A 25,106-nucleotide genomic window follows, 5' to 3' on the forward strand; every position below is an offset into this window, starting at 1 on the left:
AGCAGTTGTGTAGCGTCAGATTCGGTTCTGTTGCTGTTCATGATTCAGATGGTGGTTTGACCAGAAAATCCTTGGCGTTGTGACCGTTGGCGCCCACAGCTTGGCTAACTCAACACTCACTCCGAGGCTGCTGTATTCCTGCTAGACACTGAGCCCTGCAAATAGCGGGGCTTTTTTGTTGGTTGGCCGCTGGCCTCAGCGCCGCCAAGGCTGTCGCATGGAGCGGATTTGCTCTTGCGGAAACCACAGCGGGCAACCGCCACCCTGAGCTAGCAACTCCACCAGCGCCTACAAGAACGCGCTGACTACGAAGGGCGGTCGTTGTCGAGCCTGGTTTGCCACCTCCTGAAGCTTGGGTGTGGATGAAACTGGGCAGCGAAGTCCGCGGGCGTCATCCCGCTCCGCGCTTCCGTAGCTCAGCCACCCAGTCCGCCACGGGTTTGTCGTCGCCCTGCCGGATGTACACGTGGCAAGACGGTTCTGGCTTCTTCCAGGACCCTTTTTGATCACCGCAACCGTTGCCCAAAGGAACAGCGCAATGAGGATGCCGTCGGTGAGTGGTTCCATCAACCTCTCCTTGCCTACCTGTGGTCTGGCCCTGGCTGGTGCTTCTTAGGGAGGGCAGCTGAGCGGGCGGCTCAGGAGTGCAAGAGGGTGTCAAGCAACTAAGGACCGCTAATCGCACCATAAATTTCAGAAGCCCCTTCTCGTACCCACAAGGACTCCAGAAGCCCCCATGGGCCTCCTTTTTGTCGTTGCTTGTGTTTCTGGCGTTGGTAGAAGCGTTGGTAGAGCCGCTCCACTCTCACCCTTAAAACCATTGCAAATACTGGCTTCTTGGAGCTTGTGTCTCTAGTTGAAGTAGGTCTTGTTGGTGAGGGCTGGGCAGAGATCGCGAAACATCTGGTTATCCCCTCAGTACCCCAGGCTGCGCATTCCTGGCCTTGGTGATCCCATCCCGGATGCAGGAAGCCCGCCGCCGCTGGTTGGAGCGGTGCGGGGTTGATGCCGCGTGATCCAGGCCAGGAGGCCGATGACAATGATCAAGGCGATAAAGCGCACGGCTCTCCCCGTGGCTGTCATCGGGCGAATCACGCGCATTGATCGAGGTTCATTCCCTGGTTGATCCTGCCGCGATGGAGGCGGAGTAGCCGGAAGCGTTCGCGGCTACTGAACACCTGATAGACGACCTGACCTTGTTTTGCGGCCGCGGGCTGGCAGTCCACCTCGGAGGGATGGATCCCCGAGTGCAGAAGGTCACCATTGTTGAATTGATACCAATAACCGCCCATCGCACCGCCCCTGTTAGGGACGATCCAAGCCAAGGCCTGAGCGATGTCAAGGTCGAATGTTTCATCAGGATCTCTTCCCCTGGTCGTTCTTTGACTTGTGCCGGATAAGGGGGGGAGCCGCGATCTCCCGATGAATCCGTTTCGTGGACGGCCCCAGAAGCACCTCAACCTCGAGCAACCCTCCACCATCGTCTTGCTCACGCTTGGCGTTCTCGTCGGCTGTTTCCTGGTGCCTTCACTGGCCCAGGTCTTGGCCTTGACCCTGATCTGTTATTTGGCCTATCTCCGCTTTAGCCGCGTCTAAGCGGGCAGCTTGAGAACAGCGATATTCATCCCCACTCCAGCACTGATGCCGATCACATTCGAGAGGCCCAGCACGCCGCTGATCAGGGCCCAGGTGGCCCAGAAGGTCCAGGTGGCAGCCAGGCAGAAAAACAACAGCGAGACAAGCAGCGCTGGGATCCGCAGGGGGTGCCCCACCGTCAGAAAGCGAGCCAGGAACTCAGAGACCTTCCGGTAGATCTTGAACATGCAGCGGCTGGCCTGGGCTTCTGGCGCTCTGGTGTTTTAACGGTTGGCCTGAGTGCTTGCTAGCGCCTGCCTCGCAGCCAGGGCAGGAGCAAGAAATCCATCACGGCGAAGCTCATCAGGCAGGGCAGGAATCCGCGTTCCACGATGTGGCAGATGGGTCTAGTGACATCGATTTGGCAGATCCACAGCTTGGCGAACCAAAACAGGGCAATCTTGATGGCGAAATTGCGCCAGGACCGAGTGCTGGGTCGGAGCATTTGGCTTCAACTTGGAGGCGTGATGCCCTGGGTGACGAAGTAAACCGAGACGTATAACCCTGCAAACACCAGCAATAAGCCAATCACCACAAGCCGTCCGTCCATGCCTGCCCTTTGCGTTGTGGGTTTGAACACTACTGGTGACAATCCCTTGTTGGTTTTGAACCTGCGAGCTCTAATGGCGCATCGGCACGCGTCTGATGGACTTTGAACCCACAACCGATGGCCTCGGTTACAAGGTTTGCCTTACCAAAGATGGCCACACGGCCTGTGCCTTCGTCAGCAGCGCCCATCTGATTGAAGACAAACGGCGTCAGCTTGAAGCGTCGATCAAGGCGGACGCCGAGCGGATGTCCCGCTAAGAGGCTTTCCCTTCTTCGATCAGGTCCTTGAGCCAATGGGCCGCTATGGCCCGTGAGATCGAGCGGCTGATCAACAGGTCGCAGATCAATTCCCAGAGGGGTTCGCGTCCGGTCTGGGCATAGTCCTTGGAAAACGCCAGGCGTTCCTCAGTGCTTCGGCAGGAACGCAGGGCGTCAATCAAACTCTCCCGCTGACTGGTCGAGAGTGTGTCTGCGGGCATGGCAGTCAACTCGGGCTCGTGTCTACAGGACCTGGCCGACCATGACGGCAGCCAAGGCTGAGAACACCGTAATGCTCAGGGCGGTCAAGGGGTTTTGTCCTTGGGCGACTGCATAGGTCGTAATCACACCAGCGCCAAGGCCAGCAACCAGCAGTTGCGTTGTGAGGGAAGGGCGTTGATCCATGGCGGCTTGGATGCGTTCCAAGCAGCTTGGGCTGGTCTTTCAATTCGGGGAGATCGGCCAGCGGACTTCTTTACCTGGAGTTGGTCTTCTTTACCCGCTGCAATGTGTCGAGGCGGGTCGGGCTCGGCCGCTGCTGGCCCACTGTTGCAGTTGCTCCAGTTGTTCGCGGGCGGTGCGAGACAAGGGCACCAGTTGTGCGGCTGCGCTGCTGAGGTCGGCCTCGCCGAATTCACGGGATTCGCTGAAGGCCTGGTGCATCGCTTCGATCACCACCTGCTCGAGCTCCGCTCCGGAGAATCCCTGGGTGCGATCCACGACGACATCCAGGGGGATTCGATGCTCTGGGCGCCTGCGCCTGAGTTGCAAATCAAGGATGGTGCGGCGTTCCTGGGCGTCAGGTAGATCGAGCAGGAAGATCTCATCAAAGCGGCCTTTGCGAAGCAGTTCCGCAGGAAGTTTGTCCACACCATTCGCGGTGGCCACGACAAAAACAGCGGTGCTCTTCTCCGCCATCCAGGTCAGCAAACTCGCCAGCACCCGTTGGCTCGTGCCCCCATCGCTGCGGCCATCGGCACTGCCAAAGCCCTTGTCGATCTCATCAATCCAGAGCACGCAAGGTGCCATCGCTTCGGCCCGTTGAATCATGTCCCGGGTCCGGGCTTCGGATGCGCCGACCAGGCCGGCAAACAGCCGTCCAACATCCAGGCGCAGTAGCGGCATGCTCCAGCTGTGGGCGATGGCCTTGGCCGTCAGTGATTTCCCGGTGCCCTGGGGCCCCACCAGCAGCACGCCCCGTGGGAGCGGCAGGCCGTAGCGGCGCGCCTCATCGCTAAAGGCCATGTGGCGCTGCTCGAGCCAGCGCTTCAGGGCATCCAGTCCACCGATGTCGGCGGGAGTGGCCTCGGTTGGGCAGTACTCCAGCAGTTCGCTGCGGGCGATCGCCTGGCGTTTTTCTTCGAGTACCTCATCGAGGTCCGCCCCTCCCAGCTGGCCCCGGCTGGCTAGTCCCCGGGCGGCGACCTGGCGGATTCGCTGTTCACTGAGTCCGCTGCAGCTGTGGGTCAGCAGTTCCAGCAGATCGGCGCCGATGGGCTGTCCGCTTGCCTGGGCGATATTCCCCAGCAACGTCTGGATCTCCTGTTGGTTGGGCAGGGGGAGATCCAGCAGGGTGATGCACTCCTCCAATTCCCGAGGAAGCTGCCATTCAGCCGCTGTGATCACCAGGGTTTGCGGCCGTTGGCGCAGGCTCGATGCCAGGTTGCGGAGCTTGCGGCAGATGCTGCTGTCGTCGGCGTAGCGATGGAAGTCATGGAGCACCAGCAGGGCTGGCTGCTCGGCTGGTAGAGCGCTGAGGCTTTCTAGGGCACCCAACGGATTGCGAGCAGCCTCTCCATCGCGGCCGGCCCATCCCTTGAGCCCACTAATGAAATCCCAGCGGGCCAGGGATCGCTGATCGAGGCGTTTGGCCGCGTCGCTGAGCAGGTTGGCGATCCGTTCTTCCTCTTGGCTGCGGATCCAGAGGATGGGCGTCCGTGCCCGGATCAACAGATCAAGGTGGTCCGCCCAGGCCTGACTCATGGGTTCAGTTTCTTCAGGGCAGCCCAGCGGGGATCGATCGGTTCGTCTGCGACTGCTGCGTTCAGGTTGGGTCCAGGACAGTCCGATCCGCAGCGATTCACGACCGGCAGCTGGAGATTCAGTTGTTCAAAGACCCAGTGCTCGGGATCGAAATCCGCTCGGGGATCCATGCTTTCGGTGAGCTCATCGGGGTCCAGCTCAATCACAGCACCGCCCGCCTCGAGCACGCTTTCGAGATCCATCCCCTGCTCCCTAGCCTGCTCTCCAAGCCAGAGCACCTCGTGGGTTTCAAAGAGCAGGGGGTGATTGAACTGCTGGAGGCAGCGGTCACAGCAGAGGGTGACGATGGTGCTGGCCTCGCCGTCCAACTCGAGAATATTGCCGCGATGGACTGCGCGTAGTTGTCCGCGGACGGGAGTCAGGCTTTCCAGCTCACTGAGCCGTTGATTGATCCTCCACTGCTTGCCCTGCTCCAGAAGGGAGAGCTCCTGGAGCGGGACTGGAATGAGCGGATCACCGGTCTGGAGGCCGTCGCCCATGCCCTATTTCTTGCCCTTGGGTTCAAACGGCATGCGACTGCTGCCAGTGACCGTCGCCGTCACGGTTTTCGCTTCGGCAGCCCTTTGCTGATCGAGGATCGTCTGCAGGTTGTCGGGCAGTGCCTCACGAGTGAGCAGGAAGGTCTGGACTGCCTGGAAGACGTTGGCAATCACCATGTAAAGCAGCACCCCAGCAGGCAAGGGGAAGAACAGGAACATCCCGGTGATCATCACGGGGGTGATCTTGTTGGCCGTGGCCTGTTGGGGGTTAGCGGGCATGCCCATCCCCGAAAGGATCTGGCTCAGGAAGAGGGTGATGCCAAAGCCGCCCACCAGGATCGCGATATCCCAGTTGATGGCGCCATCGGTGTAGAAGCCGACTTGGCCAAGAGCCTTGATGAACAGGAAGCCGCTGCGGGCTGCCAGGCCAGGGATCTTGGCCTCGACGGTGGCGTCCCCAGCGGCGATGGCATGGATGGCGCCGTTCTGATCCACGCTGACCACCCCTTCACCCTTGGTGACGGACCAGGTGGGGGCAAACGAGGAACCGTTCTCGACACCGCTCAACACCGACGAGAAGCTGGAGCCGTCCTTGGTGTGCAGGCTGACGGTCTCGGTGTCACCCACTCCAAGCTTGGTTCCCTTTTCCAGGCTGGCGATCACGGGGACGTGATCGGTCGTGGTCACGAAAATGGAATGACTGGCACTGTTGAAGGGTTTGGGCTCAACAGCGGCGATCTGATCGGCCGGCAACACCTTCAGATTCAAGGTGTAGGGGACATCGGCGAACGGTGATCCCCGCAAAGTCGCGAAGAGTGCAAACAGGATTGGCATCTGCACCAACAAGGGCAGGCAGCCGGAGAGGGGGCTGCCGAACTCCTTCATCAGGGAGCCCAGCTCCTCCTGTTGCTTTTGGGGGTTGTTGGCGTACTTGGCTTTGATCTCGGCCTGACGCTTTTGCATCACCGGCTGGGCGATTCGCATGCGGCGGGCATTGCGAATCGAGCCGGCGCTGAGGGGGAAGAGAGCCAGGCGAATCACCACCGTTAGGGCAATGATCGCGAGCCCATAGCTCGGTACCAATCCATAGAAGAAATCCAGGATTGGCAGCAGCAGGTTGTCGGAGATGTATCCGATCACGGCGTCGCTAACGGGGGGGGTTGGTGGAGTGGTTCAGTGTCTCAGGCAGCGGCGTCGCTACCGAAACCGGCGGTGCCAGCGCTCTTGGCGGCGGGACCGGATTTCAGCCGTGCCTCGATGAACGCTTGGGCATCGCGGTAGCGGGGCACAGCGCGCATCTCGAGCTTCATCCCATCGCTGAGCACCAGGACCATGTCACCCCAGAAGCCGAAGCCCCGGGAGACCGAGCGGACCTCACGAATTTGGCTGTAGACCACCTGGGTGCGGTCGCGGCCGAGCCAGCCGCCGGTGACCTCAACCCGTCGGCTCGTGATGCGGAAGCGCAGCCAGAGGGCCCGGACCACAGCACCCACGGCAAAGGGCAGGCCGATCAGGGTGAGTCCGAAGAGCATGTTGCTGATCAGATCTCCTTTCGCAGGCCCGCCCTCATAGAAGACCTCTTCGTTGATGCTGGCCCCCGGGGCCACGGGAGCGGGTTGGGAGGCAGCGCTCATGGTCTCAGTCCTGCCTTGGCAATGAGTTCACAACATTCTCCCAGGAGGAGTCGCTCTTCCGCGTCCGCGCTTCCGGGTTTCAGGGAGATCAGCAGCCAAAGTCCCTCTCCATGAGTGGGGATTTCAGGAAGTTGCCGGCTGAGATGGCCGTGCAGGAGCCGGCGCAGGCGGTTGCGTTGAACGGAGCGCTTGCTGACCTTGCTACTGACGACAACACCCAGGCGGCAGCTCAGGGGGCTTTGGTCCCTTGGATCGACTTTCAGGAGCTGGGGTTCGGCCCTCATCGTCCGCAGGACCATCCATTGCCCATGGATTCGCCGCCCCTTTTGGTAGATCCGATCAAAGACAAAACGCCCCCTCAGCCTGTGTTCCCGAGAAAGCGCCATGGCTTGGGGCTACGCGGGGTTGGCTGAGGGGGCGGTGGGACTTCGGTGCTAGGGCCGAAGCGTCTTTGGAAATGGCCGGGATCAGACCGACAGACGGGCCCGACCGCGCTTGCGGCGGGAGCGGATCACGCGACGGCCGGTATGGCTCCGCATACGAACACGGAAACCGGACACCCGTTTGCGCTTACGGCTGGTTCCTTCAAGGGTGCGCTTGGTCATGGCTCCGGCTCGGCTGCGCCTTCAACGTCGATCCGTCAACTTATCAGTTGGAGTGACTCAGAAATCCGAGGTGGCGTCCACCTGGATCAGCCAGCTGCCCAGGTAGCCAGAGATCGGGACGGCACCGGGAGCTTGAGCCAAGGCGTTGAACTGGAACATTCCCGCGCTGCGTGGATTGATCACCTGCATGTAGACCCCGATCGTCTTGCCAACGGGAACAGGGGTGTCCGGGAAGATTTCGATCGAGCGTCCATCGGCGGTGACTTCAACCGTCGCGGGAATGGTCTCTTCGCACCGGGTGCGTTTGGTCATGCTGCCCGATTTCATGTAGCAGAGCTTGATTTTTTGGGGATCAAGCGTTGTATCGAAGGTCTGCGGTACCGAAATCGCCAGCTTCAAGATCGCGGTTTTGCGATCCTTCGGCTTCAGCAAAAAATAGTATTCAGCGCGTTGTTGACGAACGGTATTCGTCGTGAAGTAGTAGAGCTTTCGGTAGTCCTTGGTGTTATCCCAGCGGAACTCCATGATGCTCGGGGTCCCTTGCGCCAGCGCCTTTTGAGGAGCGAGACCCAGCTGGGCTCCAGTCAGGGCTGCACCACAGCCAGCCAGGGCCGCAAGTTTGAAAGCAGTCCGTTTGAAGGACACCCGGTTGCGATTGATCATGGTTCCTCAAACATTGCCCGTTAGGGCCATTCTCAGGGGGTAAGGGGTTCAGACCGGGGCCGGTGGGCGGCCAAGCAGCTGGCAGTTGTGACCAGATGCGACTGCCTAGGTATTGGCGAGGTCAGGAATTGGCGAGGTCTGGTCTGAGTCGTGCCGCTTCCCGCAAGTAGGCGTGGCGGGCGGGTTGCGTCAGCCAGACATGGGCTAACAGACGAATGCAGCGCTCCAGGTCCCCAGCGACAGCCATTTGCTGGCAATCCAGCAGGGCCACGCCGTCCCAGCCGGGCCGCTGCCGGGCGATGGCAGCGGGGAAGCAGGCGTCGAGATCGGCCGTAGCTGAAAAGGTGAGCGACAGGATTTGTTCGCCTTTCAAGTTGTTCCGCTCTGCCAAAGCATCGAGCAGCTCTTCCACCGCCTCTTGGATGGCCTCGCGGCTGTTGCTCGTCACTGTGGTGGCGCCCCTGAGGGCACGGAGCGATTGCTCAGGGCTCATGGACGATGCAACCAAAGGGGTTGGCCACTGCTGCTCAGTTCCAGCTTGAGCCACTGCAGGGCCAGGGAGAAGAGAGAGCGGCCAGGGATGACCCCTGCGAAGCGGTTTTTCTCTTGTCCAAAGGTGATGGGCTTGGTCTTTTCAAGATCCAGCTCGGCCAGTTCACAGGCCAGGCGCCGGGCCTGCTCCTCATCGCCCAAAGCATCCACGAGGCCCAGATCTTTGGCCTGGGCACCGCTAAAAACGCGTCCATCGGCAAAGCGACGAACTTCTTCTTCACTCAGACAGCGCCCTTCAGCAACGGCGCTGACGAACTGACCGTAACTGGAGTCGATTAACTCCTGAAGGAGCTGCCGCTCGCCAGCACTCAAGGCGCGGTCAGGGGAAAGGATGTCCTTGTACAGACCGCTTTTGACGGTCTCGAACTGGATGCCGATCCGCTCCAGCAGGCGCGAGAGGTTGTTGCCCCGCAGGATCACGCCGATGGAACCGGTGATGGAGCCAGGGTTGGCCACGATCTTGTCGGCTGCAACACCGATGTAGACGCCGCCGGAGGCAGAGATGTTGCCAAAGCTGGCGATCACCTTGCAGTGCTTCTCACGCAGGCGCAGCAGGGCGGCATGGATTTCTTGGCTGTCCCCAACGGTCCCACCGGGGCTGTCGATGCGCAGCAGCAGGGCGGGGAATTCCCGTTTCTCGACTTCCCGTAGGGCCTTGAGGACTCGCTTGCGGGTGCCGGAGGCGATGGGCCCTTCAATGGCAATGCGCGCGAGTTTGCGGCGTGACTTGCGTCGCCAGGGCCAGGGCATCGAGTCGATCTGCAATCGCTGGATCTTAAAAAGGAGCCTGTGGGCGGTTGGAGCCGGTGAACCTGCGCTGGCTGGCAATGGTGCTCCCCTTTGCGCTCTGGGGGACCGCGATGGCGGCGATGCGGCCCCTGCTGGATGGGGCTAGTCCCCTGACCTTGGCCTGGATGCGGCTTCTTCCTGCAGGTCTGGTGGTCTTGGTGGCAGCCCAAGTCTTGGGGCGATCCCTGACGGTTGATCGCCGCGATTGGCTTTGGTTTGCGCTGTTCGTTGTGGTGGATGCCACGGCCTTTCAGGGCTTGCTCGCCCGGGGCCTTGGCGGAACCGGTGCTGGCCTGGGTTCGGTGTTGATTGACTCCCAGCCGCTGCTGGTGGCCCTGTTGGCCCGGAGCCTGTTTGGTGAGGCGATCAACCCTGTGGGTTGGGTGGGCCTGCTCGTGGGCTTGCTCGGCATCCTTTGTCTGGGACTGCCGGAGTCCTTGCTTCGGCAGTGGTGGTTGATGGGACCGGAGGTGTTTGGCGAGAAAGCATGGAGCCACGGTGAGCTCTGGATGTTGGCCGCGGCGTTGGCCATGGCCTTAGGGACGGTCTTGAGCCGCTATGCCTGCCGCCACAGTGATCCGGTGGCAGTGACCGGCTGGCATCTGGCGCTAGGGGCTTTGCCACTGCTGGCGGGCGCGGCCCTTGAGCCGCTCTGGAATCCCGTGGCCCTGGGCCCGTGGCCGCAGTGGTCAGCGATGGGCTGGCTGCTGATGGCCTATGCGGCCTTGTTTGGCAGCGCCCTGGCCTACGGACTGTTCTTCTGGTTTGCGAACCATGAAGAGCTGACCAGCTTCACGGCCCTCACGTTTTTGACCCCCGTCTTTGCGCTTCTCTGTGGAGTGGCCCTGCTCCAGGAGCAGCTGAGCCCCCTGCAGTGGCTCGGCGCGGCCCTGGCGTTGTTGAGTGTGGTTCTGATTAATCGACGCACCCAGCTCTGGCAGCCCGATCCGATCGAGCAGGAACTCATTCCATGAGCACGCGGTCGCTTTCGATCCTGGTGGTCGCTCCTGCGCTGGGTCCCCTGGGGAGCGGGAAGTCTGGGGGTGTGGAGCTCACCCTGGTGAGCCTGGTGAGTGGGCTGCTCGATCGCGGCCATCGCCTGACGGTGGCCGCGGCCGCGGGCTCTCGCCTGCCCTCCAGTTGCGCAGGAGCCGCTCTGTTGGCTGAAAGCGGTGCGCCCCAAGAGAGCTGCCAGCACGCTCCACGCGCTTCTGATGTGTGGATCCCAGCCCAGGGACTCCTGCCACGGCTCTGGCAGAGGGCGCTGCAGGAGCCCATCGATGTGGTGCTGAACCTCGGCTACGACTGGCTGCCGTTTTGGCTGACTCCTCTGGTTGAGGTGCCGATTTTTCACCTGGTCAGCATGGGCTCGGTGAACCAGGTCATGGATGGGGCCATTGCCGAGCTGGCCCGATGGGATCAACGGCGGCTGGCCTTCCACACCGCCACCCAGGCGGCCGATTTCGACCTGCCGCAGCCCCCAGTGGTGGTGGGCAATGGTTTTGATCTCGCGGACTACACCCTTTGCCTGGAGCCCGAGCCCCTCCTGGGTTGGGTGGGCCGGGTGGCCCCTGAAAAGGGGTTGGAGGACGCGGCCGCGGCGGCGGCTGAAGTGGGCCAACGCCTGGCGGTTTGGGGCCTGGTGGAGGATCCCGGTTATGCCGAGCGGGTCCAGGCCTCCGTTCCGCCCGGAACCTTGGATTGGCGTGGCTTTTTGCCCACCGCTTCCCTCCAGGCGCAGCTAGGCCGCTGCCGCGCTCTGCTCAACACCCCGAAGTGGAATGAGGCCTACGGCAACGTCGTCGTCGAGGCCATGGCCTGTGGTGTGCCCGTTGTGGCCTACCGCCGGGGCGGTCCAGGGGAGTTGGTTCAGCCCGGAGTGAACGGCTGGTTGGTGGAGCCCGACCAGCCGTCCGCCTTGGCCGAAGCGCTGGAGCAGGTCGATCAGATTGATCGCCGTCAGTGCCGGCAATGGGTGGAGCGGCAGGCCTCCAAGGCTGTTCTGGCGGAACGGCTCGAGCAGTGGCTCGTAGACGGCTTGATCAAGAAAGGGCGATAGGGTCAGGCCTGTCGCGATCCGCTGTGGTGCCTCGGAACGGCAAGCCCTGGTTGGTGCTCTTGCTGGTTGCGGTCTTCGGCCTGTTGCTGTTCGTCTGGCGGCTCGGCACGACCGGTTTGGTGGATGAGACGCCGCCACTGTTTGCCGCTTCCGCTAAGGCCATGGCGGAGACAGGGGATTGGCTGACCCCACGGGTGAATGGTTTACCCCGCTACGACAAGCCGCCCTTGGTCTATTGGCTGATGGGGTTGGGTTACGCCCTGCCGGGTCAGGAACTGTGGAATCCGCTGGGGACCTGGGCGTCCCGCCTGCCGTCGGCCCTCAGCTCCATCGGTCTGATGCTGCTGCTGGCGCTGACCCTGCTGCGCCGCCCCCAGCCCTCCCCGCAGGGCCACTGGCCTGATGCCCAGCAACAGGCCATCACCGCGATGGCGGCGGCCTTGGCGTTTGGACTTTCGCCGCTGGTGCTGCTCTGGAGCCGCATCTCCGTGAGTGATGCCCTCTTCAGTGGCTTGTTGTCGGCGGCGTTGCTGCTGTTCTGGTGGCGCTATGCCGGGCTTTGCCGTTGGTGGCTCCCATGGCTGGTGCTGGGTCTGGCCATGCTTGCCAAGGGTCCCGTGGCGGTGGTCCTGGCCGGCCTGACGGCGCTCCTTTTTGCCCTGCTGCAGCGGGATCTACCCGGCCTTTGGGTCCTCTGGAGACCCTGGCGTGGATTGGCCCTGACCGGGGCAGTGGCCTTGCCTTGGTACGCCCTGGAGCTCTTGGTGGAAGGGCAGCCCTACTGGGACAGCTTTTTTGGCTACCACAACCTTCAGCGCTTCACCGGCGTGGTCAACAACCACCTGCAGCCCTGGTGGTTTTTCTTTCCGGTGTTGGTGGTGGCCTCGCTGCCCTTCACCCCGTTGCTGTTGGCAGGCTTAGCCGGAGCCCTGCGTCCCAGGCCCGTTGCTCCCGAACAGTCACTCCAACGCTTTGCAGCCTGCTGGCTGCTGGCTGTCTTTGTCTTTTTCACCGCAGCGGCCACAAAGCTCCCCAGCTACTGGATCCCCGCGACGCCGGCCGCTGGCCTCTTGATCGCCTTGGCGGCGCAAAACCTGCGGGCGGGATGGCGCTCCGCTGCTCTGAGGGCTGCCACCCTGGCCCTGGTGGGTCTGCTGACGGTCGGTTTGGCCGCCGGGAACCTCTGGGTTCCCCTGATCAATGAACCGGAGATGCCGACCTTGTCCTCGGCGCTCTTGGCGAGTGGTGCCATTCAGCGGGCTGCGCTCTGCTTCGGACTGGGCGGGGTGGCGGCACTGCTGCTCTGGTGGGGGCCCTCCAGTTCCCGCAGGGGCTGGCTGTTGGTTCAGCAGCTGGGGATGGGGGCATTTGTCTTGACGGCCCTGGTGCCCATGGTCGAGTTGGGAGATCGCCTGCGTCAGCTCCCCGTGCGCCGGATGGCGGCCCTTGTGCTCGAGCAGCAGCGGCCGCAGGAACCCCTGGCGATGGTGGGCATCCTGAAGCCCTCCCTGCACTACTACACCCAGCAAGTCGTGGTGTACGAGGGGATTCAGCCCAATGGTCCGCTGAACCTGAACGACCGCTTGGCCCGTGAGGAGCGGCGCGGTCAACGACCGACGCCGGCGTCCCCTGGATCCAGCGTTCTGGTGGTGATCGATGGCCAGACCGCAACGCTGCCCCACTGGCGCGGGGTTCAGCACCAGCGTCTCGGAGCGATCGGTCTCTATCAGCTTTGGCGGGTTCCCCGCTTAGCCCTGGCCCAGTGGTCCCAAGATCTGGGGGCACAGGCTGGCCTTGCTACGGATTGGCAGGATCCGCGCCCTGAGCGCTACTGATCAGCCTCTGTCTCCTGGCTCGAAGTCCCCATGGCGACACCGTTATCCATGGTGTCCCGTTGGCAGAAGCTGCAGTGTCCCCAACGCTGCAGCTCCCCGCAGGGTGAGGGCCGGTTGCACTTGGGACAGGAGCCCATGCCAAAGACATCGACTCGGCTGGGATGCTCAGCCCAGACCTCCTCTTCCAGACCGCTGCCGGCTGGGGGCAAGGGGGTGCTTTGGTGCTGCTGAAACTGCAGATCTTTCACAGCAAAGCCTGCTCCGCGCAGGGCGCCGAGTAGCTGGTGCTTGTTAAACCGCAGGGCCTGGAGCCATTGGGGGTGATTGGCTCCCACCACGAGCCGTCCGCCGTGCAACCGCAGTGGCCGGCAGTGGGGAGCGAGTTGGGGGCCGGCGATTCGCGGCCAGGCCTGCCAGAGGCCCGCCAGGCTCCCCTCGTCTTTCCACTCCCGCTGCAGGCTGCTGAGGGATTCCCTCAGGCCTTGAATCGGTGGCCTCGGCGGCGGCACCAAGAGGTTCACATCCCCCTGGCGGCGCGTCTGGTTGCGGGGGGCGATGCCCATGGATCGAACCTAGTGGAATTGGCGCTGTGCAGGGCGGCTCACACTGGTTAGTCTCGGCCTCAGCTCTGCTTGCTTCATGGGCTTTTTTGATCGCCTCGGCCGGCTGGTTCGTGCCAATGCCAACGCAGCCCTGAGTGCGGCTGAAGATCCCGCAAAAATCCTCGAACAGTCGGTCGCGGATATGCAGGCCGATCTGGTCAAACTTCGCCAGGCCGTCGCCACGGCCATTGCCAGTCAAAAGCGAATCCAAAACCAGGCGGATCAGGCCGATGCCCAGGCCAAGACCTGGTACGAGCGTGCTGAGTTGGCCCTGAAGAAGGGGGAAGAGGATCTCGCGCGTGAAGCCTTAGGGCGACGCAAGACTTGCCAGGACACCGCCACGGCCCTGCAAGGGCAGTTGCAGAGCCAATGCGGCCAGGTGGATCAGCTCAAGAAGAGCCTGGTGCAGCTCGAGAGCAAGATCGCCGAAGCCAAGACCAAGAAAGACATGCTCAAGGCACGGGCCCAAGCGGCCCAAGCCCAGGAACAACTGCAGAGCGCCGTCGGCAATCTCGGCACCAATTCCGCCATGGCGGCCTTTGAGCAAATGGAGGAGAAGGTGCAAGCCCTGGAGGCCCGTAGTCAGGCAGCCGCTGAACTGGCCGGAGCGGATCTTGAAAGTCAGTTCGCTGCCCTGGAAGGAGCCCCCGAAGTGGATTCCGAGCTTGAGGCCCTCAAAGGCAAGCTTTCGGGTTCCTCCGCGGCCCCGTCCTTGCCCGCCGGCACTGAAGGGGTTCAGCCGGTCAAGGTGAGTGAGGTTGATACGGAGCTTGAAGAGCTCAGGCGTTCGATCGACAACCTCTAAGCCCTCCATACAATCGCCTCACCCATGTCTGCCGCCGTGTCCGTTCTTCAGCTCACCGATGCCAACTTCCAGGCCGAGGTGCTGGAGTGCTCGACCCCGGTGCTGGTCGATGTTTGGGCCACCTGGTGCGGCCCCTGCCGCCTGATGGCCCCGCTGATGGATTGGGCGGCTGAGGAGTACGCCGGTCGTCTGACCGTGGGCAAGTTGGAAGCGGATCCCAATCCCTCCAGCCGCGACCGGATGCAGGTCCAGGGACTGCCCGCCCTGGTGCTCTTTAAGGACGGCCAAGAAATTGCCCGCCACGAGGGTGCCATGGCCAAGTCCCAGCTCCAGGGTTTCTTGGATGCCCAGCTCTGATCCGTTCACGATTTCTGAACGGGTTCGTGGCCTAGGTAGCGGCGTTTTTGCCCGCAACGACCAACGCAAGGTGGCCTATCGGGCCCGGTCCGAGGCCGGGCTGGCCCCCCTACTTGATTTGTCGTTGGGGTCGACGGATCTTCAACCCCCCCCGGTGGCGATTGAGGCGATCCGTCAACGTTTAGGGGAGCCAGATAGTTCTTCCTATTGCCTTCACGGCGCGACCGCCCCCTTGCGCGAGGCGGTCGCCGCCTGGGCCCAGCGTCGCTTTGGTGTGGCTGTGGATCCAGCCACTGAGGTCCTGTTTCTGGTGGGTTCCCAGGAGGGAACAGCCCACCTGCCGCTGGCGGTGCTCAACCCCGGGGATTCCGCCCTGCTGCTCGATCCCTTTTATCCCTCCCACCTGGGGGGGCTGCGCTTGGCTTCTGCCCAGCCGCGTTTCCTGCGGCTCGAGAAGGAGCGGGGCTTTGCTCCCAACTTTGATCAACTGAGTGATTCCGAGTGGGATGCGCTCAAGTTGATGGTCCTGGGGTTCCCCCACAACCCAACGGCGACCACCGGCGAGCAGGCCTGGGTCGATGAGGCGGCCTCGAGGGCTGTCCGCCATGGTCTGGTCTTCGCCCACGACAACCCCTATGTCGATCTAGCCCTCGAGGGGGAGGCACCGTCCCTGCTCCGTTCACCCCATTGGCGCCAGTGCGGCATTGAGTTCTTCTCGTTCTCCAAGGGCTGGTGTCTTGGTGGGTTCCGGATGGCCTTCGCGATCGGCGCCGCTCCGCTGATCCAAGCGCTCCGCCAACTCAAGGGTGTGGTGGATTTCAACCAGTCCTTGGCCCTTCAGGCTGGGGGAATCGCGGCCCTTGCGCAGGCGCCAGATTGGCCCGAGCGGCTGAAACCGATCTACCGGGAGCGCAGGGACCGGATGATGGCGGCCTTGGCGGGGGCGGGTTGGCCCGTTCGCTGTCCGTCGATGGCGCTCTATCTCTGGCTTGCCTTGCCCGAGCAGGCTCGTCTGCGCGGTTGGAACTCCGAGCAGTTCTGCGGGCAGTTGCTGGACGCAACGGGGGTCTGCCTAACCCCTGGTAATGGCTTTGGCGAGGGGGGAGAGGGGTTTGCACGCCTGGCCTTGGTGCATGACATGGCGGCCCTGGAGGCTGGCGCCCAGCGCATGGGGGCATGGCTACAAAGCCTTTAAGCGCCGGAGTTCTGGCGCGGCAGTTGCGTCACTCTCCCGGGGACTACCCCCTGCCGTGGAGGATTCAGGTGCGACGAATCTGCGCCAGCACCGAGATTGAGCTGGACCGTTGGATCAAGCACGATCCGATGGGGTCAGCAGCACGCGTGGTCCTGGCCCGCCGCCAGGGCTTCGGTCATGGGCAACAGGGACGCCCGTGGTCGTCTCCAGCCGGTGGGATCTGGCTCAGTGCCGCCTTGCCTTGGCACTCGGATCCGGAGGCGGCGGCCTCCCTGGCCTTGGCGGTTGCCGTGGGTTTGGCGCTTGAGTTGGAGGACCTGGGACTGGCACCCGCCATCAAGTGGCCCAATGATTTGCTGGTGTCGGGCCTCAAGCTCTGTGGTTTCCTGCCGCGGCTGGCCTGGCGCGCTGGCCGCCTTCGCTATGCCCGGGTGGGCTTGGGATTAAACGGCTCCAATGCTGTCCCTGCTGGAGCGGTCAGCCTGCATCAGCTGCTGGGGCAGCAGCGGCCCGCGGAGTTGGGAGCCCGCGTCCTTCAGGCCCTGGAATGGGCCGTAGCAGCGGCCGACCAGCCGGAACTGGTGCGGCGTCAGGCTGAGCAGCGGTTGTGGAATTCCGGAGGGTTTGAGCACGATGGCCAGCAATGGACTGTCAGAGGACTCAGCCGTGATGGTGGCCTGCAACTCCAAAACGCCTCAGGCGCGATGGTCCTGCGGCGGCGTTTTTAGGGCTTCCTAGTCTTGGCTTCATTCGTGCCCCGGTGGCTGTGATCCTCATCCCACGGCTCCGTTGGCTGCTGCTGACGCCCTTGCTGCTGGCTGGACCTGTGGCGTCTGAGCCCGGTGGACCGTTGGCTCCGCCGCCCATACCGGCTCCAGAGCCCGCCCTGCGTCCATCGCTTCAACAGCTTCAGGCTGTCCCTCCCCCCAAGCGCTTTGATCAGTCCCTCGATGCCTTGGTGCGTCAGGGCATTGTTACCCCCTCAGAGCGCCGAGCCCTTCGGCGGGGAGGCATGGATCTGCAGCCGCTGGATGTGGGGGCCTTCCAAAAGGGCTGCCGGAGTGGGGCACTCTCCGCCCGTGAATGCCGTGGTGGCATAGCCCTGCGTTGGGGGTTGCGGCAGGAGGGATCGCGCCGTCCTCCCTTGTCGGTCCCGGTGTCGGCCCTATTGGGCGGACGCTTTGACATGGCGAAGGTGTTTCGGGTCACTCCGCGGCCGGCACCGGTTGCGGGCAATGGCAACCGGCGTTTGCTGTTGCCGATCCTTGGCTCTGCCTTCAAATCCAGTGGTTTTGGCTGGCGTCTGCATCCTCTGCTGGGGGGCTGGCGTCTCCATGCCGGAGATGACCTGGCGGCCCCAGAGGGCACCCCGGTGGTCGCGGCCTTGGCCGGTCGGGTGGTGAGCAGTGGTTTGGCTGGCGGCTACGGCTTGGCGGTGGAGGTGGAGCACCAACGGCCGCGGCGGCGCAGCCTCTATGGCCATCTCTCGGAGCTCTATGTCCGCGCCGGTGATCGTGTGCTCCAAGGGGAGGTGTTGGGCCGGGTGGGCAGCACGGGCTTGAGCACCGGCCCTCACCTGCATTTCGAGCTGCGTCAGCCGGTTTCTGGTGGCTGGGTGGCCGTGGATCCCGGGGAGTTCGATGCTGGATCTGCCCTGCGCGGGAGCGATGCGGTCGCCCTGCTGATGGGGCAGCTGATCAGCAGCCTGGAGCGTCCTAGCGGTTAAACCTGGGAGCCAGCGCCTGAGCTCACCAGGCGACCGTCGTGGAAATGGACCACCCGTTGGGCCCGTGCTGCCACGTCGTGTTCGTGGGTGACCAGCAGGATCGTTATTCCCTGCTGCCGGTGCAGCTCGTCAAAGAGGTCCAAAACCTCGGCAGTGGTGCGGGAATCGAGCGCTCCAGTGGGTTCGTCCGCCAGCAGAAGATTGGGTTGGTTAATGATCGCGCGAGCCAGAGCGACACGCTGCTGCTGGCCGCCCGAGAGTTGGTTGGGCTTGTTGTAAAGCCGCTCACCAAGGCCGATGCGCTCGAGGGCATGGATGCCGCGTTCCTCGCGCTCCTCGGCCGGAACTCCCGCGTAGACCATGGGCAACATCACGTTCTCGAGGGCCGTGAGCTCCTGGAGAAGATGAAACTGCTGGAAGACAAATCCCAGCTCGCGGTTTCGAAGATCCGCCAGTTGATCGTCTGTGAGCTCCTCGACGGCGGTGCCGTTGAGGAGATAGCTGCCGCTCGTGGGTCGATCGAGGCAGCCGAGGATGTTCATCGCTGTGCTCTTGCCTGAACCGGAGGTGCCCATCACGGCGACGTACTCCCCGCGGCGCACGCTCATGGTCAGATCATCGAGAGCGACGACCGTTGTGTCTCCGCTGCCGTAGGTCTTGCGGATGTGCTCGAGTTCGGCAATGACCGGCCCGGTGCCGCTTGTCATCAGCCAACCGGGAGGCCCGCGGCCGAGGCCAGGGCTTTCTGGAGCATGGGTGTGCCAGAGACGGCTCCACTGGCCCAGTTGAAGAGGGGGTTGGAGAGGATGCCGCCAACGGCGGTCACCACCACACAGGAGACCAGCGCGGCGCGCAGCGGTTGCAGTCCAGCCAGGCTCCAGTTCAAGTCGGGGTAGGCCTTGACCACTTCAGAAGCCTCATGGGGCTCCTTGACCACCATCATCTTGATCACAGAGATGTAGTAATAGATCGAGACCACAGAGGTCAGCAGACCCACCACCACCAGGAGATATTGCTGGTCGGCCCAGCCGGCAAAGAAGAGGTAGATCTTGCCGAAGAAGCCCAGCATCGGGGGAATGCCGCCCAAGGACAGCAGGCAGAGGCTTAGGCCGAGGGTGATCAGGGGGTCCTTCTGGTACAGGCCGGCGTAGTCGCTGATGCGATCACTGCCAGTGCGAAGGGAGAACAGAATGATGCAGGCGAAGGCGCCCAGGTTCATGAAGAGGTAGGCGGCCATGTAGAGGACCATGGCGGCGTAGCCGTCTTCCGTGCCGCAGACCAAGCCGATCATCACGAAACCGGCCTGACCAATCGAGCTGTAGGCCAGCATCCGTTTCATGGATGTCTGGGCCAGCGCAACGACGTTGCCTAGGACCATGCTCAAGATGGCTAGGACCGTGAACAGCAATTTCCATTGGGCTTCGAACGGCTCGAAGCAGCCCACCAGGATCCGCAAAGCAAGAGCAAAGCCAGCGGCCTTAGAACCCACTGAGAGGAACGCCACCACCGGGGTCGGAGATCCTTCGTAGACGTCAGGGGTCCACTGGTGGAAAGGCACCGCGGCGATCTTGAAGGCGACCGTTGCCAAGACGAACACCAACGCCAGGGCGGCGACTGGTGAGGCACTGGTTTGTAGGGCCAGCCCCACGGCCTCCAAGCTGGTGCTGCCGCCTGTCAGGCCGTAGAGGAGGGAGGCGCCGTAGAGAAAGACGGCTGCTGCTGCTGAGCCGACCAGCAGGTATTTCAGTGCTGCTTCAGAGCTGCGGGCATCGCGCTTCATGTAGCCCGACAGCAGGTAGCTCGCGACCGAGAGGGTCTCGAGGGAGACGAAAATGCTGACCAGATCGGTGGCGCCGCAGAGCAGCATGGCCCCGAGCGTGGCAGCCAAGAGGATCGAGGCGTATTCACCCACCGGTGTTCCGGCCCGCTCGACATAGCGCCAGCTGATCAGAAGGGAGACCAGCGTTGAGGCGGCGACCACGGCCCGGAAGGCGATGGCCAAGTTGTCGGCGAGGAAGGCGCCCAGGAATGAGGGCTCCAGTGGCGCCGCATCCCATTGCAGGGCGAGCAGGCCCAGGGCTCCGCCCAGACCGATGTAAGAGAACAGGGGAACCCAGCGTGCAGCAGCTTTCTCGCCGGCCAGATCCACGAGCAGGCAGGCCACCATCGCCAGCAGGACAGCACCTTCCGGCGCGATGGCACCTGCATTGAGTTGTAGCGATGTAATGCCACTCACCGCTGGTGCAGCCGCAGTTGCAACGGTGTCGGCGGCAGCCAGAAGAGAGAGCACAGCTGTTGGAACACGCCCGTTGGGCTGGACTGTAGCTGCGCTGGCGTCATCCTTCGGCGTTTCTCGACGGGGTTGACCGCCGATGCGATAAAGAGGGAAGCGGTTCACCGCCTGCCTGTGGCGCACACCCTCGTCATCGTTGAAAGCCCCACCAAGGCCCGCACCATCCGCGGGTTCTTGCCGAAGGACTTCAAAGTTGAAGCCTCAATGGGGCACGTGCGTGACTTGCCCAACAACGCCAGCGAGATCCCCGCGGCTCACAAGGGTGAGAAGTGGGCCAATCTCGGCGTGAACACCACCAACGACTTCGAGCCGCTCTACGTGGTGCCGAAGGACAAGAAGAAGGTGGTGAAGGAACTCAAGGACGCCCTCAAAGGCGCCGATCAACTCCTCCTGGCCACGGACGAAGACCGGGAAGGGGAATCCATCAGCTGGCACCTGCTGCAGCTGCTGAACCCGAAGGTTCCGGTCAAGCGGATGGTGTTCCACGAGATCACCAAAGAGGCCATCGGCCGTGCCCTCGACCAGACCCGTGAGCTCGACATGGAGCTCGTCCATGCCCAGGAAACACGGCGGATCCTGGATCGCCTGGTGGGCTACACGCTCTCTCCTCTGCTCTGGAAAAAGGTTGCCTGGGGCCTCAGTGCAGGCCGGGTTCAGTCCGTGGCCGTACGGTTGCTGGTGCAACGCGAGCGGGCTCGCCGAGCCTTCAAGAGCGGCAGCTACTGGGATCTCAAGGCTGAGCTGGCCAAGGGCAGCAGCAGTTTTGATGCCAAGCTCACCCATCTCAAGGGCGAGCGCATTGCCGGTGGGTCGGATTTCGACGAAAACACCGGTGGGCTGAAGGCCGGTAGCAAGGTTCGTTTGCTGAGCGAAGCCGACGCCCGCAGCCTGCGTGAAGCGGTCTTGGCGGCCCCTTGGCGGGTGTCGTCCGTGGAGGAAAAGCCCACCACCCGCAAGCCGGTGGCGCCCTTCACCACCAGCACCCTGCAGCAGGAGGCCAACCGCAAGCTGCGTCTCTCGGCCCGCGAGACCATGCGCACGGCCCAGGGGCTGTACGAACGCGGATTCATCACCTACATGCGCACCGACTCGGTGCATCTCAGTGACCAGGCCATCAATGCGGCCCGCAATTGCGTCGCTGACAAGTACGGCAAGGACTACCTCAGCGGTTCACCCCGTCAGTTCTCCACCAAGGCCCGCAACGCCCAGGAGGCCCACGAGGCGATCCGGCCCGCCGGTGAAAGCTTCCGCGACCCCTCGGCCACCGGCCTGGATGGCCGTGATCTGGCCCTCTATGAGTTGATCTGGAAACGCACCGTTGCCTCCCAGATGGCGGAGGCCCGTCTAACCATGCTCAGCGTTGAGCTCGAGGTCGACGGCGGAAACCTGGGGCCTGCCAACTTCCGGGCCAATGGCAAGCGCATTGATTTTCCTGGTTTCTTCCGTGCCTACGTCGAGGGAAGCGATGACCCCGATGCCGCTTTGGAAGGTCAGGAAGTGCTGCTGCCGAGCCTGAAAACCGGCGACAGCCCCAGCTGTAAAGCGGTGGAAGCATTGGGCCACCAAACCCAGCCCCCCGCTCGCTACAGCGAAGCGGCCCTGGTGAAGATGCTCGAGAAGGAGGGCATCGGTCGCCCTTCCACCTATGCATCGATCATCGGCACGATTGTTGACCGCGGTTACGCGACGCTGCAGAACAACTCGCTGACCCCCAGCTTCACGGCGTTTGCAGTCACAGCCCTGCTGGAGGAGCACTTCCCCGATCTGGTGGATACGAGCTTCACCGCGCGGATGGAGGGCACCCTCGACGACATCTCGACCGGCAAGGTGCAGTGGTTGCCCTACCTCGAAAGTTTTTACAAGGGTGACCAGGGTCTCGAGACCCAGGTTCAGCAACGCGAAGGGGACATCGATCCCACCGCCTCGCGAACGATTGCTCTTGAAGGTCTGCCCTGTGTGGTGCGGATCGGCCGCTTTGGTGCCTACCTGGAGACCAAACGTGTGACTGATGACGGCAGCGAAGAGCTGCTGAAGGCCACCCTCCCCAATGAGATCACCCCTGCGGATCTCGACTCTGAAAAAGCGGAGCTCATTCTCAAGCAGAAAGCGGATGGTCCCGAATCGCTGGGTGAAGATCCCGAGACCGGCGATTTGGTCTATCTGCTGTTTGGTCAGTACGGGCCCTACGTGCAACGCGGCCAGGTCAGCGACGAGAACCCCAAGCCCAAGCGCGCCTCCCTGCCCAAGGGCACCAAACCCGAGGATCTCACCCTTGAGGACGCCCTCGGCTTGTTGCGTCTCCCCAGGCACCTGGGGGAACACCCCGATGGCGGCAAGGTGGAGGCCGGCTTGGGCCGCTTTGGCCCCTACGTCGTTCACCACAAGGGCAAAGGGGAAAAGGACTACCGCTCCTTGAAGGCCGAAGACGATGTCCTGATGGTGGGCCTCTCCCGCGCCTTGGAATTGCTAGCGATGCCCAAGCGGGGCCGTGGTGGCCGCACAGCGCTGAAGGACATCGGCACCCCCGAAGGAGCCGATGAGGCGATCCAGCTCTTTGATGGCCCCTATGGCCTGTACGTCAAGCAGGGCAAGGTGAACGCCTCACTTCCCGAGGGGACGACAGCCGACACCATCACCCTGGAGCAGGCGGTGGAATTGCTGGCGGCCAAGGCCGCGGCTGGCAAGGGCAAGGGCCGCAAGACCGCGGCGAAGTCCACGACTGCCAAGAAGCCAGCCGCCAAGAAGCCAGCCGCGAAGAAAGCTCCGGCCACCACCAAGACAGGTCGCCTGCGGGCCAGCGCTGTGAGGATCGTGAAGGCGGCAGATAGCTGATGGCGCATCTGCGCTGGGGTTCGCTTGTGCTCCTGGCAGCCGCCCTCTCCGGTTGCCAGGGCACGCCCCTGGGCGATCAGCTCTCCCGCAGTTTCTCGGACCCCCTCCCTGCTGCACCGGCCCCATCCCCTGCGCCAACCAGCCAACCGGCTGCCCCTGCACCGGCCGCCAAGAAGGATGAGCCGCCGGTGGTGCAAAAGCCCACGCCGAAGCCTCCTCAGCCCCCAGCTGCTCCTCGCCGGAGCTCCCCTCCGGCCCCCTATCGGGTCACGATCAAGTTGCCCGCCGCTGACCCCTCCGCCCCTGCGGAGGTGCTGACCCAGGCCTTGCGCGCCGCTGGTTTGGCCTTTGAAGTGGAGACCATTGAGCGCGTTTCCGACGGGACAACGCCAACACGTACCCCTGCGCCTGATCCGCGCTAGGCCGGCCTCTACCCATGTCTTTGAGTCGCCGTCAGGCCCGACAGCTCACCGATACGGCCTACCTGGCGGCCGCCACGGCGTTGCTCTGGGTTGGCCTGTACTACCTCCCGGTCGGAGGCGCTCTGTTTCGCTTGGCCTTACCTCTGCCCCTGGCCCTGCTTCAGCTTCGCCACAACGGGCGCTGCGCGGTGGAAGGCGTCACCGTGGCGGCCCTGCTGCTGGTGGCCTTGATGGGGCCGATTCGCGGCCCGTTGGTGCTCTTCCCCTATGGGTTCCTAGCCCTTTGGCTCGGTTGGTGTTGGAGCCGGCGTCTGAGTTGGTACCTGAGCTGGGGCGTGGGTCTGTTGATCGGCAGTGGCGGCTTCCTGGTGCGGGTGGCGGTGCTTTCGATCCTGTTGGGCGAGAACCTGTGGGTGCTGATCACCTCCGCGGCCTCCCAGGTTCTCGATCGCCTGCTGGGCTTGGTTCACATCGGTGGTGGTCCGGATCTGGTTCAGGTGCAGCTGATGGCCCTTGCCCTGGTGCTGCTTCAAAACCTGATCTACGTGCTGGCCTTGCATGCGGTGGCCCTTTGGATCTTTCCCCGGCTGAAGAGCCCGATCAGTGAGCCGCCTGCGCTGCTGCGCCCCCTGCTCGCCCTCGATCCCCTTTGACTCTGGAGCGCCTGAGCGGAGCGTGCGACGTCGCCGAGCGGTGGTGCGAGCTCCTAGCTACGGCTGCGGCCCAGACTCGGGTCTTGTTGCTGTTGGCCGGCACGGACACGGCTGCGGTGCCTGGGATCTCGGCGGCGGGAGCGACACCGGACTCCCGCCGTTTCACGGCGGCAGCGGATGCGGAGTTGCTCTGGCAGGGCCCCGCCGCCCGGCGGCCCCATGCCTTGCCGCCCCTGCCGGCGGGTGTCACACCGGCGTTGATTGCTTGGGCCGTGCTCCAGGGCTTGGATCTGGAGCCTTTGGTGCTGAATCTTGGCGCTCCGGTTGCGCCGGCCATTCCCCATCTCCAGCTGAACCAGTCGCCCGCCCGCTGCCTCAGCACTGGGGCGGCGATGGATCTCGATCGGGTGCAGGCGCTCTGGTTGTGGGGAGAGCGCTGGGGCCGCGGCTTGGCACGCTCCGGCCAGCCGGTGCTGCTCAGCGAGTGTGTCCCCGGGGGGACGACGACGGCTCTGGCGGTGCTGGAGGCCCTGGGGGTGCCCTCCACGGGCCTGGTGAGTGGCAGCGTTCGTCAACCTGATCACCAGCTCAAGCGGCAACTGGTGCAGCAGGGTTTGGGGGCGGCCCAGCTCGGCCCATTGGCCAGCCCTAAGGCTGTATTGGCGGCGGTTGGTGACCCGATGCAGGTGGTGGCTGCTGCCTTGCTGAAGCGGGCGGCCTTGGCGGGGACGCCAGTTCTCTTGGCGGGCGGTAGCCAGATGGCGGCGGTCTTAGCCCTGGCGTTGGCGGCATGCACCCCGCTGGAGCGCCAGCAACTGGCCACCCAGGCGGCCGTGGTGACCACCGCCTGGGTGGCCCATGAAGCGGCCAGCGATTTTGAGGGGTTGATGGCCCAGCTGGCACAGCGCTTTGCCGTCGAGCCGTTGGCCTTTGCGACGGGTCTGCGCTTTACGGGCAGCCGCCGGCAGGAGTTGCTCGACTACGAGCGGGGGTATGTCAAGGAGGGGGTCGGCGCTGGTGGTTTAGCGGCCCTCTGGCAGCTCAGCGGCCGCTCGCTTCAGGCGCTGCAGCAAGCCTGTGAGCAGGCCTGTGACCAACTCCAGCACCCGGCTTAGGTTCA

The 25,106-nt window shown here is 63.4% G+C and carries 32 protein-coding genes; 15 read left to right on the forward strand and 17 right to left on the reverse strand.

Annotation, left to right across the window (positions count from 1 at the left end):
• Positions 1-362 precede the first annotated feature (362 nt).
• Positions 363-506, forward strand: a complete 144-nt coding sequence (locus ACLM42_RS01755; protein WP_415399544.1) for a hypothetical protein — start codon at positions 363-365, stop codon at positions 504-506.
• Between the two features lie 409 nt (positions 507-915).
• Here ACLM42_RS01755 and ACLM42_RS01760 read toward each other — a convergent pair whose 3' ends face one another.
• Positions 916-1,101 carry a hypothetical protein gene (locus tag ACLM42_RS01760; protein WP_247911621.1) on the reverse strand — a complete coding sequence of 62 codons (186 nt, stop codon included), beginning with the start codon at positions 1,099-1,101 and terminating at the stop codon, positions 916-918.
• Positions 1,092-1,325: a hypothetical protein gene (locus tag ACLM42_RS01765; RefSeq protein ID WP_415399545.1), complete on the reverse strand. Its 234-nt coding sequence runs from the start codon at positions 1,323-1,325 to the stop codon at positions 1,092-1,094. Before ACLM42_RS01765 ends, ACLM42_RS01760 begins: the two co-directional genes overlap by 10 nt.
• A gap of 97 nt (positions 1,326-1,422) precedes the next feature.
• Here ACLM42_RS01765 and ACLM42_RS01770 point away from each other — a divergent pair, with 97 nt between their 5' ends.
• The gene (locus ACLM42_RS01770) at positions 1,423-1,596 is read left to right on the forward strand and encodes a hypothetical protein (protein ID WP_415399546.1); all 174 of its coding nucleotides are present in this window, start codon (positions 1,423-1,425) and stop codon (positions 1,594-1,596) included.
• On the opposite strand, the gene ACLM42_RS01775 is transcribed toward ACLM42_RS01770, so the two are convergent.
• Positions 1,593-1,823: a hypothetical protein gene (locus tag ACLM42_RS01775; RefSeq protein WP_247911618.1), complete on the reverse strand. Its 231-nt coding sequence runs from the start codon at positions 1,821-1,823 to the stop codon at positions 1,593-1,595. The two genes, ACLM42_RS01770 and ACLM42_RS01775, sit on opposite strands and share 4 nt — an antisense overlap.
• A gap of 457 nt (positions 1,824-2,280) precedes the next feature.
• On the opposite strand from ACLM42_RS01775, the gene ACLM42_RS01780 reads away from it, so the two are divergent.
• Positions 2,281-2,442 carry a hypothetical protein gene (locus ACLM42_RS01780; protein WP_415399547.1) on the forward strand — a complete coding sequence of 54 codons (162 nt, stop codon included), beginning with the start codon at positions 2,281-2,283 and terminating at the stop codon, positions 2,440-2,442.
• Here ACLM42_RS01780 and ACLM42_RS01785 read toward each other — a convergent pair.
• From ACLM42_RS01785 to sppA, 11 genes are all read right to left on the reverse strand, one after another.
• Positions 2,439-2,663: an RNA recognition motif-containing protein gene (locus ACLM42_RS01785; RefSeq protein ID WP_415399548.1), complete on the reverse strand. Its 225-nt coding sequence runs from the start codon at positions 2,661-2,663 to the stop codon at positions 2,439-2,441. The genes ACLM42_RS01780 and ACLM42_RS01785 overlap by 4 nt on opposite strands.
• A gap of 22 nt (positions 2,664-2,685) precedes the next feature.
• Positions 2,686-2,847, reverse strand: coding sequence for a hypothetical protein (locus ACLM42_RS01790; protein ID WP_247911615.1), 162 nt, complete (start codon positions 2,845-2,847; stop codon positions 2,686-2,688).
• A 90-nt stretch (positions 2,848-2,937) separates the two neighbouring features.
• A complete protein-coding gene (locus tag ACLM42_RS01795; RefSeq protein ID WP_415399549.1) occupies positions 2,938-4,425 on the reverse strand; it encodes an AAA family ATPase in 1,488 nt (495 codons plus the stop codon).
• Complete coding sequence (locus tag ACLM42_RS01800; RefSeq protein WP_415399550.1) at positions 4,422-4,964, reverse strand: YceD family protein; 543 nt, start codon at positions 4,962-4,964, stop codon at positions 4,422-4,424. Before ACLM42_RS01800 ends, ACLM42_RS01795 begins: the two co-directional genes overlap by 4 nt.
• A gap of 3 nt (positions 4,965-4,967) precedes the next feature.
• Positions 4,968-6,104 carry a membrane protein insertase YidC gene (yidC, locus tag ACLM42_RS01805; protein WP_247911612.1) on the reverse strand — a complete coding sequence of 379 codons (1,137 nt, stop codon included), beginning with the start codon at positions 6,102-6,104 and terminating at the stop codon, positions 4,968-4,970.
• A gap of 41 nt (positions 6,105-6,145) precedes the next feature.
• Entirely contained in the window at positions 6,146-6,598 is a 453-nt protein-coding gene (locus ACLM42_RS01810; RefSeq protein ID WP_247911611.1) for a PH domain-containing protein, read from the reverse strand.
• A complete protein-coding gene (gene rnpA, locus ACLM42_RS01815) occupies positions 6,595-6,984 on the reverse strand; it encodes a ribonuclease P protein component (protein WP_415399551.1) in 390 nt (129 codons plus the stop codon). Before rnpA ends, ACLM42_RS01810 begins: the two co-directional genes overlap by 4 nt.
• Before the next feature lie 81 nt (positions 6,985-7,065).
• Positions 7,066-7,203: a 50S ribosomal protein L34 gene (gene rpmH / locus ACLM42_RS01820; RefSeq protein WP_071778002.1), complete on the reverse strand. Its 138-nt coding sequence runs from the start codon at positions 7,201-7,203 to the stop codon at positions 7,066-7,068.
• 57 nt (positions 7,204-7,260) lie between these two features.
• On the reverse strand, positions 7,261-7,866 hold the full coding sequence (locus ACLM42_RS01825; protein ID WP_247911608.1) for a DUF2808 domain-containing protein: 606 nt from the start codon (positions 7,864-7,866) through the stop codon (positions 7,261-7,263).
• 121 nt (positions 7,867-7,987) lie between these two features.
• Positions 7,988-8,359 (reverse strand): chorismate mutase, encoded by a 372-nt coding sequence (aroH, locus tag ACLM42_RS01830; protein WP_415399552.1) that lies wholly within the window; start codon positions 8,357-8,359, stop codon positions 7,988-7,990.
• Positions 8,356-9,168 carry a signal peptide peptidase SppA gene (gene sppA / locus ACLM42_RS01835; RefSeq protein ID WP_415399553.1) on the reverse strand — a complete coding sequence of 271 codons (813 nt, stop codon included), beginning with the start codon at positions 9,166-9,168 and terminating at the stop codon, positions 8,356-8,358. The genes aroH and sppA overlap by 4 nt, the downstream gene beginning before the upstream one ends.
• Before the next feature lie 77 nt (positions 9,169-9,245).
• Between sppA and ACLM42_RS01840 the strand changes: the two genes are divergently transcribed.
• From ACLM42_RS01840 to ACLM42_RS01850, 3 genes are read left to right on the forward strand one after another with little or no spacing between them, the layout of a single operon-like run.
• Entirely contained in the window at positions 9,246-10,181 is a 936-nt protein-coding gene (locus tag ACLM42_RS01840; protein ID WP_247911962.1) for a DMT family transporter, read from the forward strand.
• Positions 10,178-11,266 (forward strand): glycosyltransferase family 4 protein, encoded by a 1,089-nt coding sequence (locus ACLM42_RS01845; RefSeq protein WP_415399554.1) that lies wholly within the window; start codon positions 10,178-10,180, stop codon positions 11,264-11,266. The genes ACLM42_RS01840 and ACLM42_RS01845 overlap by 4 nt, the downstream gene beginning before the upstream one ends.
• A 26-nt stretch (positions 11,267-11,292) precedes the next feature.
• The gene (locus ACLM42_RS01850) at positions 11,293-13,101 is read left to right on the forward strand and encodes an ArnT family glycosyltransferase (RefSeq protein ID WP_247911604.1); all 1,809 of its coding nucleotides are present in this window, start codon (positions 11,293-11,295) and stop codon (positions 13,099-13,101) included.
• Here ACLM42_RS01850 and ACLM42_RS01855 read toward each other — a convergent pair.
• A complete protein-coding gene (locus tag ACLM42_RS01855) occupies positions 13,095-13,664 on the reverse strand; it encodes a DUF721 domain-containing protein (RefSeq protein ID WP_415399555.1) in 570 nt (189 codons plus the stop codon). The two genes, ACLM42_RS01850 and ACLM42_RS01855, sit on opposite strands and share 7 nt — an antisense overlap.
• 76 nt (positions 13,665-13,740) lie before the next feature.
• Here ACLM42_RS01855 and ACLM42_RS01860 point away from each other — a divergent pair, with 76 nt between their 5' ends.
• From ACLM42_RS01860 to ACLM42_RS01880, 5 genes are read left to right on the forward strand one after another with little or no spacing between them, the layout of a single operon-like run.
• On the forward strand, positions 13,741-14,508 hold the full coding sequence (locus ACLM42_RS01860) for a PspA/IM30 family protein (protein WP_247911600.1): 768 nt from the start codon (positions 13,741-13,743) through the stop codon (positions 14,506-14,508).
• A gap of 24 nt (positions 14,509-14,532) precedes the next feature.
• Positions 14,533-14,865: a thioredoxin family protein gene (locus ACLM42_RS01865; protein WP_415399556.1), complete on the forward strand. Its 333-nt coding sequence runs from the start codon at positions 14,533-14,535 to the stop codon at positions 14,863-14,865.
• Positions 14,852-16,060: an aminotransferase class I/II-fold pyridoxal phosphate-dependent enzyme gene (locus ACLM42_RS01870; protein ID WP_415399557.1), complete on the forward strand. Its 1,209-nt coding sequence runs from the start codon at positions 14,852-14,854 to the stop codon at positions 16,058-16,060. The genes ACLM42_RS01865 and ACLM42_RS01870 overlap by 14 nt, the downstream gene beginning before the upstream one ends.
• Positions 16,042-16,788: a biotin--[acetyl-CoA-carboxylase] ligase gene (locus ACLM42_RS01875; protein WP_247911596.1), complete on the forward strand. Its 747-nt coding sequence runs from the start codon at positions 16,042-16,044 to the stop codon at positions 16,786-16,788. The genes ACLM42_RS01870 and ACLM42_RS01875 overlap by 19 nt, the downstream gene beginning before the upstream one ends.
• A gap of 38 nt (positions 16,789-16,826) precedes the next feature.
• Positions 16,827-17,786, forward strand: a complete 960-nt coding sequence (locus ACLM42_RS01880) for a M23 family metallopeptidase (RefSeq protein WP_247911961.1) — start codon at positions 16,827-16,829, stop codon at positions 17,784-17,786.
• Here the strand turns inward: ACLM42_RS01880 and ACLM42_RS01885 are convergent.
• Positions 17,783-18,493 (reverse strand): ABC transporter ATP-binding protein, encoded by a 711-nt coding sequence (locus ACLM42_RS01885; protein WP_415399558.1) that lies wholly within the window; start codon positions 18,491-18,493, stop codon positions 17,783-17,785. The genes ACLM42_RS01880 and ACLM42_RS01885 overlap by 4 nt on opposite strands.
• Entirely contained in the window at positions 18,493-20,064 is a 1,572-nt protein-coding gene (locus ACLM42_RS01890; RefSeq protein ID WP_247911959.1) for an NAD(P)H-quinone oxidoreductase subunit N, read from the reverse strand. Before ACLM42_RS01890 ends, ACLM42_RS01885 begins: the two co-directional genes overlap by 1 nt.
• 129 nt (positions 20,065-20,193) lie before the next feature.
• On the opposite strand from ACLM42_RS01890, the gene topA reads away from it, so the two are divergent.
• Genes topA through cobT form a run of 4 tightly spaced genes read left to right on the forward strand, consistent with a single transcriptional unit; the run spans position 20,194 to position 25,101 of the window.
• Positions 20,194-22,911 carry a type I DNA topoisomerase gene (topA, locus tag ACLM42_RS01895; protein ID WP_415399559.1) on the forward strand — a complete coding sequence of 906 codons (2,718 nt, stop codon included), beginning with the start codon at positions 20,194-20,196 and terminating at the stop codon, positions 22,909-22,911.
• Positions 22,911-23,333 (forward strand): hypothetical protein, encoded by a 423-nt coding sequence (locus tag ACLM42_RS01900; protein ID WP_415399560.1) that lies wholly within the window; start codon positions 22,911-22,913, stop codon positions 23,331-23,333. The genes topA and ACLM42_RS01900 overlap by 1 nt, the downstream gene beginning before the upstream one ends.
• A 14-nt stretch (positions 23,334-23,347) precedes the next feature.
• Positions 23,348-23,986, forward strand: a complete 639-nt coding sequence (locus ACLM42_RS01905; RefSeq protein ID WP_247911593.1) for a DUF2232 domain-containing protein — start codon at positions 23,348-23,350, stop codon at positions 23,984-23,986.
• Complete coding sequence (cobT, locus tag ACLM42_RS01910) at positions 23,983-25,101, forward strand: nicotinate mononucleotide-dependent phosphoribosyltransferase CobT (RefSeq protein WP_415399561.1); 1,119 nt, start codon at positions 23,983-23,985, stop codon at positions 25,099-25,101. The genes ACLM42_RS01905 and cobT overlap by 4 nt, the downstream gene beginning before the upstream one ends.
• Positions 25,102-25,106 lie beyond the last annotated feature (5 nt).

Source organism: Synechococcus sp. W4D4 (assembly GCF_047716805.1).
In the GTDB taxonomy this organism is placed as follows: Bacteria; Cyanobacteriota; Cyanobacteriia; order PCC-6307; family Cyanobiaceae; genus Vulcanococcus.

Bases quoted from the DNA above. Each gene is read 5' to 3' on its own strand.
- ACLM42_RS01755 (WP_415399544.1), top strand. From the start codon at position 363: ATGAAACTGGGCAGCGAAGTCCGCGGGCGTCATCCCGCTCCGCGCTTC.
- ACLM42_RS01760 (WP_247911621.1), bottom strand. From the start codon at position 1,101: ATGCGCGTGATTCGCCCGATGACAGCCACGGGGAGAGCCGTGCGCTTT.
- ACLM42_RS01770 (WP_415399546.1), top strand. From the start codon at position 1,423: ATGAATCCGTTTCGTGGACGGCCCCAGAAGCACCTCAACCTCGAGCAA.
- ACLM42_RS01775 (WP_247911618.1), bottom strand. From the start codon at position 1,823: ATGTTCAAGATCTACCGGAAGGTCTCTGAGTTCCTGGCTCGCTTTCTG.
- ACLM42_RS01780 (WP_415399547.1), top strand. From the start codon at position 2,281: ATGGACTTTGAACCCACAACCGATGGCCTCGGTTACAAGGTTTGCCTT.
- ACLM42_RS01785 (WP_415399548.1), bottom strand. From the start codon at position 2,663: ATGCCCGCAGACACACTCTCGACCAGTCAGCGGGAGAGTTTGATTGAC.
- ACLM42_RS01790 (WP_247911615.1), bottom strand. From the start codon at position 2,847: ATGGATCAACGCCCTTCCCTCACAACGCAACTGCTGGTTGCTGGCCTT.
- ACLM42_RS01795 (WP_415399549.1), bottom strand. From the start codon at position 4,425: ATGAGTCAGGCCTGGGCGGACCACCTTGATCTGTTGATCCGGGCACGG.
- ACLM42_RS01800 (WP_415399550.1), bottom strand. From the start codon at position 4,964: ATGGGCGACGGCCTCCAGACCGGTGATCCGCTCATTCCAGTCCCGCTC.
- ACLM42_RS01810 (WP_247911611.1), bottom strand. From the start codon at position 6,598: ATGAGCGCTGCCTCCCAACCCGCTCCCGTGGCCCCGGGGGCCAGCATC.
- rnpA (WP_415399551.1), bottom strand. From the start codon at position 6,984: ATGGCGCTTTCTCGGGAACACAGGCTGAGGGGGCGTTTTGTCTTTGAT.
- rpmH (WP_071778002.1), bottom strand. From the start codon at position 7,203: ATGACCAAGCGCACCCTTGAAGGAACCAGCCGTAAGCGCAAACGGGTG.
- ACLM42_RS01825 (WP_247911608.1), bottom strand. From the start codon at position 7,866: ATGATCAATCGCAACCGGGTGTCCTTCAAACGGACTGCTTTCAAACTT.
- aroH (WP_415399552.1), bottom strand. From the start codon at position 8,359: ATGAGCCCTGAGCAATCGCTCCGTGCCCTCAGGGGCGCCACCACAGTG.
- sppA (WP_415399553.1), bottom strand. From the start codon at position 9,168: ATGCCCTGGCCCTGGCGACGCAAGTCACGCCGCAAACTCGCGCGCATT.
- ACLM42_RS01840 (WP_247911962.1), top strand. From the start codon at position 9,246: ATGGTGCTCCCCTTTGCGCTCTGGGGGACCGCGATGGCGGCGATGCGG.
- ACLM42_RS01845 (WP_415399554.1), top strand. From the start codon at position 10,178: ATGAGCACGCGGTCGCTTTCGATCCTGGTGGTCGCTCCTGCGCTGGGT.
- ACLM42_RS01855 (WP_415399555.1), bottom strand. From the start codon at position 13,664: ATGGGCATCGCCCCCCGCAACCAGACGCGCCGCCAGGGGGATGTGAAC.
- ACLM42_RS01860 (WP_247911600.1), top strand. From the start codon at position 13,741: ATGGGCTTTTTTGATCGCCTCGGCCGGCTGGTTCGTGCCAATGCCAAC.
- ACLM42_RS01865 (WP_415399556.1), top strand. From the start codon at position 14,533: ATGTCTGCCGCCGTGTCCGTTCTTCAGCTCACCGATGCCAACTTCCAG.
- ACLM42_RS01870 (WP_415399557.1), top strand. From the start codon at position 14,852: ATGCCCAGCTCTGATCCGTTCACGATTTCTGAACGGGTTCGTGGCCTA.
- ACLM42_RS01875 (WP_247911596.1), top strand. From the start codon at position 16,042: ATGGCTACAAAGCCTTTAAGCGCCGGAGTTCTGGCGCGGCAGTTGCGT.
- ACLM42_RS01885 (WP_415399558.1), bottom strand. From the start codon at position 18,493: ATGACAAGCGGCACCGGGCCGGTCATTGCCGAACTCGAGCACATCCGC.
- ACLM42_RS01900 (WP_415399560.1), top strand. From the start codon at position 22,911: ATGGCGCATCTGCGCTGGGGTTCGCTTGTGCTCCTGGCAGCCGCCCTC.
- ACLM42_RS01905 (WP_247911593.1), top strand. From the start codon at position 23,348: ATGTCTTTGAGTCGCCGTCAGGCCCGACAGCTCACCGATACGGCCTAC.